Source organism: Desulfacinum infernum DSM 9756, from assembly GCF_900129305.1.
In the GTDB taxonomy this organism is placed as follows: domain Bacteria; phylum Desulfobacterota; class Syntrophobacteria; order Syntrophobacterales; family DSM-9756; genus Desulfacinum; species Desulfacinum infernum.
In genome coordinates, this window is sequence record NZ_FQVB01000067.1 from 1 (window position 1) to 9,355 (window position 9,355).

Annotated in this window: 9 protein-coding genes; all 9 read left to right on the top strand. The window is 62.9% G+C overall.

Annotated elements, in window-relative coordinates; genetic code table 11:
* Window positions 1-363 precede the first annotated feature (363 nt).
* The 9 genes from fabG (at window position 364) to nusB (ending at window position 8,702) form a co-directional block, all read left to right on the top strand.
* A complete protein-coding gene (fabG, locus tag BUB04_RS18395) occupies window positions 364-1,107 on the top strand; it encodes a 3-oxoacyl-[acyl-carrier-protein] reductase (RefSeq protein ID WP_073042225.1) in 744 nt (247 codons plus the stop codon).
* Window positions 1,108-1,143: 36 nt separating this feature from the next.
* Window positions 1,144-2,400 (top strand): beta-ketoacyl-ACP synthase II, encoded by a 1,257-nt coding sequence (fabF, locus tag BUB04_RS18400; RefSeq protein WP_073042227.1) that lies wholly within the window; start codon window positions 1,144-1,146, stop codon window positions 2,398-2,400.
* Between the two features lie 23 nt (window positions 2,401-2,423).
* On the top strand, window positions 2,424-2,870 hold the full coding sequence (gene rpiB, locus BUB04_RS18405; RefSeq protein ID WP_073042229.1) for a ribose 5-phosphate isomerase B: 447 nt from the start codon (window positions 2,424-2,426) through the stop codon (window positions 2,868-2,870).
* Window positions 2,871-2,910: 40 nt separating this feature from the next.
* Complete coding sequence (glyA, locus tag BUB04_RS18410) at window positions 2,911-4,188, top strand: serine hydroxymethyltransferase (RefSeq protein ID WP_073042231.1); 1,278 nt, start codon at window positions 2,911-2,913, stop codon at window positions 4,186-4,188.
* Window positions 4,189-4,388: 200 nt separating this feature from the next.
* Complete coding sequence (gene ribD / locus BUB04_RS18415) at window positions 4,389-5,513, top strand: bifunctional diaminohydroxyphosphoribosylaminopyrimidine deaminase/5-amino-6-(5-phosphoribosylamino)uracil reductase RibD (protein ID WP_073042233.1); 1,125 nt, start codon at window positions 4,389-4,391, stop codon at window positions 5,511-5,513.
* A 242-nt stretch (window positions 5,514-5,755) separates the two neighbouring features.
* Window positions 5,756-6,418: a riboflavin synthase gene (locus BUB04_RS18420; protein WP_073042235.1), complete on the top strand. Its 663-nt coding sequence runs from the start codon at window positions 5,756-5,758 to the stop codon at window positions 6,416-6,418.
* A 129-nt stretch (window positions 6,419-6,547) separates the two neighbouring features.
* Entirely contained in the window at window positions 6,548-7,792 is a 1,245-nt protein-coding gene (locus BUB04_RS18425; RefSeq protein ID WP_073042237.1) for a bifunctional 3,4-dihydroxy-2-butanone-4-phosphate synthase/GTP cyclohydrolase II, read from the top strand.
* Window positions 7,779-8,240, top strand: a complete 462-nt coding sequence (gene ribH, locus BUB04_RS18430) for a 6,7-dimethyl-8-ribityllumazine synthase (RefSeq protein ID WP_073042239.1) — start codon at window positions 7,779-7,781, stop codon at window positions 8,238-8,240. The genes BUB04_RS18425 and ribH overlap by 14 nt, the downstream gene beginning before the upstream one ends.
* A gap of 12 nt (window positions 8,241-8,252) precedes the next feature.
* Window positions 8,253-8,702, top strand: coding sequence for a transcription antitermination factor NusB (gene nusB, locus BUB04_RS18435; protein WP_073042241.1), 450 nt, complete (start codon window positions 8,253-8,255; stop codon window positions 8,700-8,702).
* The last annotated feature ends 653 nt before the right edge of the window (window positions 8,703-9,355 follow it).

Genomic DNA, 9,355 nt, shown 5'->3' on the forward strand with positions numbered 1-9,355 from the left:
TTTCGATCCCTTGTAGGAGCGGCATTGGCCGCGATTGGGATCGCCGGCAAGCCGGCTCCTAGAGAAAGGGCTCTCCCTTGACGACATCTTTCATCCATGCGGGGTGGCGTGAGGGGAGCCATGACCGTTAAGGTGAAAGAACGGCCGATGAACGCAAATGGGCGACAATGGCAATGACCGGTGTGTGGGAGCGGCGAAAGCCGCGACGAGGGTGGCCGGCCATCCAACAGGCGTACGATCACGCAAAGAAAATCGCGCCTTGCGGCGCTCCCACAAAACGCCCTTGCCTGGCCCGCTCTTTCATCCGTGCGGAGCGGCGCAAGGGCGCCCCCCATCGTTAAGGGAAAGCTAAAGGAGGCGGGCATGGAACAGACCAAGGTGGTCATGGTGACGGGAGCCAGCCGGGGAATCGGACGCGCCGTGGCCCTGGCCTTTGCGGAACCCGGCACGACGGTGGTGGTCAACTACCGTTCCGGGAAGGACGCCGCCCAGGAGACAGCCGGCGCCGTGGAGGAAAGGGGCGCCCGCGCGGTTCTCTGCCCCTTCGACGTGGCCGATCCCGAAGCGGTCAAGAGCGGCTTCAAGGAGGTGGTGGACTCGCTCGGCCGACTGGACGTGCTGGTCAACAACGCCGGTGTGACCCGGGACAACGTCTTTCCCCGCCTGAAGGAGGAAGACTGGGACCAGGTGCTGGACGTGAACCTCAAGGGCATCTTCCTGTGTTGCCAGGCGGCGGTCCGCCCCATGCTCAAGCAGCGCTACGGCCGGATCATCAACATCACCTCCGTTGTGGGCTTTACAGGTAACCCCGGTCAATGCAATTATGCGGCGGCGAAAGCCGGCATCATGGGCCTGACCCGGTCCCTGGCCCGGGAGCTCATTTCGAGAAACATCACGGTGAACGCCGTGGCTCCCGGATACATCGAAACCGAAATGACGCACGCCCTGCCGGAAAAGGCGCGGGAAGCCCTCCTTACGCAGATCCCGGCGGGTCGCACGGGACGGCCCGAAGAGGTGGCCGCAGCCGTTCGCTTTCTGGCATCGGAGGAGGCCGCCTACATCACCGGGCAGGTCCTCCACGTGAATGGCGGCATGTACATGGGTTAATCCAGGGCGGAAGCCTTCCGAGCAAGTGAGGAGATTATGAAGGGGAACACTGGCCGTCGTGTGGTGATCACCGGATTGGGACTGGTGACACCGCTGGGTGTGGGCATCGAACAGAACTGGAACAAGTTGATCAACGGCATTTCCGGCATCGGACCCATCACGCGGTTCGACACGGACGGGTTCGCCACCAGAATCGCCGGGGAAGTGTCGGACTTCAACCCGGAAGACTTCATCCCCAAGAAAGACATCCGCAAGATGGACATCTTTCTCACCTACGCCGTGGCGGCCTCCCAGCTCGCCTTCCAGGACGCGCGACTGGAGATCGCCCCCGAGGAAAGCACCCGCGCCGGCGTGGTGCTGGGCTGCGGGTTGGGGGGCTTGAGCACCATTGAAAGTTCCCACAAAACGCTGCTCGAATCGGGGCCTCGGAAAATCAGTCCCTTCTTCATCCCCATGCTCATCGGCAACATGGCCCCGGGCCTCATCTCCATCAACCACAAGGCCAAGGGACCCAACCTGTCCATCCAGACTGCCTGCGCCGCCGGCACCCATGCCATCGGGCAGGCCTTTCACCTCATCCGCGACGGCGTGGCCGACATCATGATCACGGGCGGCGTGGAATCCACCATCACCCCGCTCTGTGTGGCCGGCTTCAATGCCATGCGCGCTCTTTCCACGCGCAATGACGAACCCGAAAAGGCCTCCCGCCCCTTCGACAAGGACCGGGACGGGTTCGTTCTGGGCGAAGGTTGCGCCATCCTGATCCTGGAGGAGGCCGAACGGGCCCGGTCCCGAGGTGCCAAGATCTACGCGGAGGTGATCGGCTTCGGCGCTTCCGGCGACGCCTTCCACATGACGGCGCCGGCACCGGAAGGAGAAGGGGCGGCCAACTGCATGCGAGCGGCCCTGGAAGATGCAGGCATCGATCCCACCGAGGTGGACTACATCAACGCCCACGGCACCTCCACGGATCTCAACGACCGGCTGGAAACCCAGGCCATCAAGACCGTCTTCGGCGATCACGCCCGGAAGCTTGCCGTCAGCTCCACCAAGTCCATGACAGGCCACCTGCTGGGGGCCGCGGGAGGCGTGGAAGGAGCCTACACGGCCCTGACGCTCTACCACGGGATCCTGCCCCCCACGATCAATTACGAAACCCCGGATCCCGACTGCGATCTGGACTACGTGCCCAACACCGCCCGGAAAGCCGACCCCAAGGTGGCCCTTTCCAATTCATTCGGTTTCGGCGGCACCAACGGCACGGTGGTCTTCCGGAAGTGGTCGGAAGAATAATCCAGCGAAGAAAGTGGACAGCCATGTTCAAGATCATGATAGGGGCCGATCACGCCGGCTTCGAACTGAAACAGAAGATCGTCACCCGGCTGCAGGATGCCGGCTATGACGTCGAAGACATCGGGACCCACGGCACGGAATCGGTGGACTATCCGGACTACGCCTTCCGGGTCGCCCGGGCTGTGGCCTCCGGCCGGGTGGACCGGGGCATCCTGGTGTGCGGCAGCGGCATCGGCATGTCCATGGCCGCCAACCGCATCCCGAGGGTGCGCGCGGTATTGGCGTCCGAACCCTATGCCGCCAAGATGAGCCGCCGCCATAACGACAGCAACGTGCTGTGCCTGGGCGGGCGCTTCACCGGCCAGGACCTGGCCTTCGAAATCGTGGACACGTGGCTGGCCGAAAACTTCGAAGGGGGCCGCCACAGCCGCCGCGTGAACCTTTTGGACCAAAGGCCCCAAGAGGCCTGAGGAATCGTCACTCCAGACGCTCGCAACGCACGAGGACATCATGGACATTCATTCACTCCAGTCGATGGATCCCGAAATCGCGCAGGTCCTCCGCGATGAAGAGCACCGCCAGCGGAGCAAGCTGGAACTCATCGCCTCGGAAAACTTCGTGAGCGACGCCGTGCGAATCGCCCAGGGCTCGGTGCTCACCAACAAATACGCCGAAGGCTACCCGGGCCGGCGCTACTACGGCGGGTGCGAATTCGTGGACGTGGCCGAACGGCTGGCCCAGGAACGCGCCTGCCGGCTGTTCGGTGCCGAATACGCCAACGTGCAGCCCCATTCCGGATCCCAGGCCAACATGGCCGTCTATTTCGCCCTTCTGGAGCCCGGGGACACCATCATGGGGATGGATCTCCGCCAGGGCGGCCATCTGACCCACGGAAGCCCGGTGAGCTTCTCTGGAAGGCTCTTCAAAGTGGTCTCCTACGGGGTCAAGCCGGATACCGAAACCATCGACTTCGACGGGCTGGCCCGCCTGGCCCGGGAACACCGCCCCCGGCTCATCGTGGCCGGGGCCAGCGCCTATCCGCGGGTCATCGACTTTGCCCGGTTCCGGGAGATCTGCGACGAAGTGGGCGCATACCTCATGGTGGACATGGCCCACATCGCCGGACTGATCAGCGCGGGGCTCCACCCCAACCCCGTTCCCCACGCCCATGTGGTGACTTCCACCACCCACAAGACCCTTCGGGGCCCCCGGGGAGGCCTCATTCTGGCCGGAGCCGAACTGGGAAGGAAGCTGGACAGCCAGATCTTCCCCGGAATCCAGGGCGGCCCCCTCATGCACGTGATCGCCGCCAAGGCCGTGGCCTTCCAGGAAGCCATGCAACCCTGCTTCAAGGAATACCAGCGCCGGATCGTCCAGAACGCCCGCACCCTGGCCGAGGCGCTCCTGTCCCACGGCTATCGGTTGGTTTCCGGCGGAACCGACAACCACATGATGCTGGTGGATCTGCGCAACAAGGGCCTGACCGGCAAACAGGCCGAGGAGGCCCTGGACAAGGCGGGCATCACGGTCAACAAGAACTCCATCCCCTTCGATCCCCAGACGCCCCATGTCACCAGCGGCATCCGGATCGGCACCGCGGCCGTGACCACGCGGGGCATGGAGCCGTCCCACATGGTGGAGATCGCCCGGTTCATCCACCAGGCGCTGTCGGCGGTGGACGATTCCCAGCGGCTGGCCGTACTGAAGGCCGATGTGGCCGCGTTCTGCGAAAGTTTTCCCCTTCACGACCCCGGCACCCGCGCCCATGCGCTCTCGGCCCAAGGGTAGTAAAATATAATGAGGGCCGGCGTTATGATGGCTCCTTTACCTAAATTGGACGGTTCTTCCCCATCGTGAGGTTCCGGCGGGCGGGCATAAGGCCCGCCCCTACGAAAGCAGGCGGACCTGTTGAGTGAGGGCGTGGTTCATCCCCGCCCGGTAATCACGCGGAGATAGGAAAAATACGACGGACACGGAACGATTCCGGAATGAACGCCAACCTTACGGATACGGACAAGACTTACATGCGGCGGGCCCTCCGGCTCGCCGCTCGCGGTTCCGGCTGGACCAGCCCCAACCCCATGGTGGGTGCCGTGCTGGTCCGCAACGGCCGAATCGTCGGCGAAGGGTACCACCGACGGGTGGGCGGAGCCCACGCGGAGGTGAACGCCTTGCGCCAAGCCGGCGAGGCCGCCCGTGGCGCCACGCTCTACGTGACCCTGGAGCCCTGCAACCACCACGGCCGGACGCCCCCGTGCACGGAAGCGGTGCTCGCGGCGGGAGTCCGCCGGGTGGTCGTGGGCATGACGGACCCCAACCCGAGGGTCTCGGGAGGCGGACTGGACAGACTCCGTTCGGCGGGCCTCGAAGTCGAGGCCGGCGTTCTGGAAGAAGAATGCCGGGCACTCAACCAACCCTTCATCAAGTGGGTGACCCGGGGCATCCCCCATGTCACCCTGAAGGCCGCAGCCACTCTGGACGGGCGCATCGCCGCCCGCACGGGCGACGCCCGCTGGGTCTCCAATGAGAAGTCGAGGCGCCACACCCATCGCCTGCGACACTGGTTAGACGCCATCCTGGTGGGAGTGGGTACGGTACTGGCCGACGATCCTCTGCTCACCGCACGTCTTTCCGGCAGCCGATGCCGTCAGCCCCTTCGGATCGTCCTGGACGGAAGACTTCGCCTGCCGGAATCGTCCCAGCTGGTTCGAACCGTCGCCGAGGCGCCCGTGCTGGCGGTCTGCGGGGAGGATGCACCGAAGGAAAAACGCCGGCTTTTGGAAGATCTCGGTGTGGAGGTGCTGGCGCTTCCCCGTGCGGAGTCCGGATGCGACCTTGCGGCCTTGCTTCGGGAACTCGGAAGCCGGTCGATCACAAGCCTCTTGGTGGAGGGCGGAGCCCGCGTGCACGGATCCTTCCTGGACCGGGGCCTGGCCGACGCCCTGGCCCTCTTCCTGGCACCCAAGATCCTGGGTGACGCGGAGGGGGTCCCCGTCTTCCTAGGCCGGGCTCGGCTGAACATGCAGGAAGCCGCGGGTCTCTACGGCGTCAGGATCCGAAGGTTCGATACGGATTTGTTGGTCACTGCAAGGTTTCGTGAGGAGCTCTACTGAGCGTTCCGCATCTGTCTGTTGCCGACCCAGCACAGCCCTTGAGGCCGTGAAAAGAGAACCACGAATAGACGCGAATGGGTCTGTTGGACCGGCAAAATCTCCAGGGATGCGAACGGTAGGGGCGAAAGATCTTTCGCCCCTACGTGAAATTTCCCGTTCAGGCCGAAAGCAGGCTTGGCGGGAGTGAGGAAGTTGCGCATTCCGGGACAACCTCGGCTTTGTCGCAAAGCAAGGAGAACCGCATGTTTACGGGACTGGTGGAAGGAACGGGGACCCTGCTCCGGGTGGACCGCAGGGGACCGGATGCGCGGATGACCCTCCGCGCGGACTTCGACCCGGGAGGTTTTACGCTGGGAGAAAGCATCGCCGTGGACGGGGCGTGCCTGACGGTCGTGTCCTTCGAGGGCCGCACCTTCAGCGTGGACGTGTCCGCGGAAACCCTCTCCCGAACCACTCTGGGAACCAGGGGTCCCGGAAGCCGTTTCAACCTGGAAAGGGCCCTCCGGCTGGGGGACCGTTTGGGGGGCCATCTGGTCACCGGGCATATCGACGGCCTGGGCACCCTTCAGGATCGGGCCATGGAAGGAAGATCCTGGAGGCTCACCTTCTCCATCCCCCCGGAACTTTCCCGCTACGTGGTGGCCAAGGGATCCATCGCCGTGAACGGCGTGAGCCTCACGGTCAACGGCTGCGGGCCCGACCGGTTCGCTGTGAACGTCATCCCCCACACGGCCGAGGTGACCACCATCGGGCTCCTCCAGATCGGAGACCGGGTGAACATCGAAACGGACATCATCGGAAAATACGTGGAGCGCATGCTCCAGGGTCACCGACCCGACGGGGACAAAGGTGGGGAACAGCGCGGCATCGACACGGCCTTCCTGGTGGAGCACGGGTTCCTTTAGCGGGCGAACCTTTCTTGTATCGCGGGAAACATCATGTTATAGGTCTCCCGACCCGCCGACCGGGTCGGGATGCGTTTTTTCGGGAGCGGGTTCCCCGACTCCCTATTCCTTTGTCGGAAGGAGCCGATCATGCCAGTGGCAACCATTCCCGAAGCCTTGGAAGACATTCGTCAGGGGAAGATGGTCATCCTCGTGGACGATGAGGATCGGGAAAACGAGGGCGATTTGTGCATCGCCGCCGAAAAGGTCACCCCGGAGGCCATCAACTTCATGGCCAAGTACGGTCGAGGCCTCATCTGTCTGGCCCTCACCCCCGAATGGGTGGACCGTCTGCAGCTCCCCATGATGGTCCGAGACAACAAGAGTCCTTTCGAGACGGCCTTCACCGTCTCCATCGAAGCGAGAACCGGGGTCACCACGGGGATCAGCGCCGCCGACCGCGCCCACACCATCCTCACGGCCGTGGCCGACGACGCCAAACCCGAAGACCTGGTGAGCCCCGGCCATGTGTTCCCGCTCAGAGCCAAGAAAGGCGGCGTGCTGGTGCGCACGGGCCAGACGGAAGGATCCGTGGATCTGGCGCGATTGGCCGGCCTGAAGCCCGCCGGGGTGATCTGCGAGATCATGAAGGACGACGGCACCATGGCCCGCATGCCGGACCTGGAGAAGTTCGCGGAAGAACACAACCTCAAGATCGTCACCATCGCCGATCTCATCGAATACCGCATGCAGACGGAAAGCTTCGTCCAGCGTGCGGCCGAAACGCGCCTTCCCAGCCGCTTCGGGCAGGACTTTCGGGTGATCGCCTACACCAACGTGATCGACGAATACACCCACTTGGCCCTGGTCAAGGGGGAGATCCACCCCGAGGACGAGGTGCTCGTGCGGGTGCATTCGGAATGCCTCACCGGGGATGTGTTCGGGTCTCTCCGTTGCGACTGTGGGGACCAGTTGCGGGCCGCCATGCAGCAGATCGACCGGGAAGGCAAGGGCGTCCTTCTCTACATGAGGAACCACGAAGGGCGCGGCATCGGCCTGGTCAACAAGCTCAAGGCTTACGCCCTCCAGGAACAGGGCTACGACACGGTGGAAGCCAACGAGGCGCTGGGCTTCAAGGCGGATCTCCGGGACTACGGGATCGGCGCCCAGATCCTGGTGGACCTGGGAGTGCGAAAAATGCGCCTCATGACCAACAACCCGAAGAAGATCGTCGGCTTGCAAGGCTACGGCATCACCGTCACCGAGCGGGTGCCCATCGAAATCGAACCCAACCAATGCAATTACGACTATCTGAAGACCAAGTGCACCAAGATGGGACATGTGCTGCATTGTCTGGAATCAGCCCGAGAGGTGAAAAAGCATGAGAGTGTTTGAAGGCAACCTGCGAGCGGAAGGGCTCAAGTTCGGCATCGTGGTCAGCCGCTTCAACGATTTCATCTGCGAGCGGCTGCTGGGCGGGGCCGTGGATGCCCTCACGAGAACCGGCGCCAATGAGGCCGATATCGATGTCTACAAGGTTCCCGGAGCGTTCGAGATCCCGCTCACGGCCAAGAAGGTGGCGGCCAGCGGCCGTTACGACGCCGTGATCTGCCTCGGGGCCGTCATCCGTGGAGCCACCCCCCATTTCGACTACGTGGCGGCCGAAGTCTCCAAGGGGATCGCCACGGTGAGCCTGGAAACGGCCGTTCCCATCACATTCGGGGTGCTCACCACCGACACCCTGGAACAGGCCATCGAACGGGCCGGTTCCAAGGCGGGCAACAAGGGTTTCGAAGCGGCCATGGCCGCCGTGGAAATGGTCAATCTCCTGAAAAACGTTTAGGTGTGGATAAACATGGGAATTCGGCGCCAGGCCCGAGAATTGGCCTTGCAAGTGCTCTACCAGATGGACTTCAACCGGATGGCGCCCGAGAAGGCCTTTGAGCTGGTGTGCCGGTGTTTCGAGGCGCCCCGGGAGCCTCGGGCTTTTGCCAAGCTCCTGGTGGATGGCGTCTGCCTCCACCGGGACTCCATCGACGCTCGCCTTGCAGACGCCTCGGAAAACTGGCGGGTGGAACGCATGTCGCCGGTGGACCGAAACATTCTCAGGATCGCCCTCTACGAGATGTTCCACCGGGACGACATTCCGCCGCGGGTTTCCATCAACGAGGCCATTGAGCTGGCCAAGCGCTTCGGCACCGAAGACTCCCGGGCCTTCGTCAACGGCGTACTGGACAGGCTCTACCAAATGAAGCAGCAGGAAAAGCAAGCCGAGCAAGCATCGCCGGCCGACCGGCTCAGCTGAAGACGGCTCAAGGAGCTTGCTGGCAAAAGGACCTGCCTTCTTATATGCTGAAACGCGGCCTTCTCCTGTTCGTGCCCGCAGCCTGAAGGGGCCGATAATCATTCACGCCTACAAAGACCTGCTTTCCAAAGGTGGTTTCATCCTTCGTTGTGCCGGGGGCCCCGGGATGGGGGTATTGGCAGCCGCGGAGCCTTTCCCAGCCCTAAAGGGCTGCGGCGGAATCCCCGGTCGTCGGATTGGCCATCGCATAGGGGCTGCGACTTCAAGGGGTTACCATGGGCCTTTCCGCGGGGCTGAAGCCCCGCGGCTACGATGAGAGGGGGGCCCGGCCTTCCAAGCCGGAAAAACATTCTCGGACAGCCTCCTAGGAGCTTGTCCGAGAATTGATACACATGAGATGTTAATCTCATATGCATACGCTATTTGTACTTGACAGTATAGTGCTACGCTGATATGTTGTTCCCATGAGCGTTAGACTCATTTGGGGGAGCGGCACTATGATTCCATTCAAGACTGATCCGATTCAGTTCCGGCAACGGCAACTTTTTCCGACTTATATATTCGACCTGCTGCCCAAGGATCACCCATGTTTTGTTTTTGATGATATTTTTCAGATGCTCGACACATCCAGTGTGGAAGAGCAATACAGTCCT

Bases quoted from the DNA above. Each gene is read 5' to 3' on its own strand.
- fabG (WP_073042225.1), top strand. From the start codon at position 364: ATGGAACAGACCAAGGTGGTCATGGTGACGGGAGCCAGCCGGGGAATC.
- fabF (WP_073042227.1), top strand. From the start codon at position 1,144: ATGAAGGGGAACACTGGCCGTCGTGTGGTGATCACCGGATTGGGACTG.
- rpiB (WP_073042229.1), top strand. From the start codon at position 2,424: ATGTTCAAGATCATGATAGGGGCCGATCACGCCGGCTTCGAACTGAAA.
- glyA (WP_073042231.1), top strand. From the start codon at position 2,911: ATGGACATTCATTCACTCCAGTCGATGGATCCCGAAATCGCGCAGGTC.
- ribD (WP_073042233.1), top strand. From the start codon at position 4,389: ATGAACGCCAACCTTACGGATACGGACAAGACTTACATGCGGCGGGCC.
- BUB04_RS18420 (WP_073042235.1), top strand. From the start codon at position 5,756: ATGTTTACGGGACTGGTGGAAGGAACGGGGACCCTGCTCCGGGTGGAC.
- BUB04_RS18425 (WP_073042237.1), top strand. From the start codon at position 6,548: ATGCCAGTGGCAACCATTCCCGAAGCCTTGGAAGACATTCGTCAGGGG.
- ribH (WP_073042239.1), top strand. From the start codon at position 7,779: ATGAGAGTGTTTGAAGGCAACCTGCGAGCGGAAGGGCTCAAGTTCGGC.
- nusB (WP_073042241.1), top strand. From the start codon at position 8,253: ATGGGAATTCGGCGCCAGGCCCGAGAATTGGCCTTGCAAGTGCTCTAC.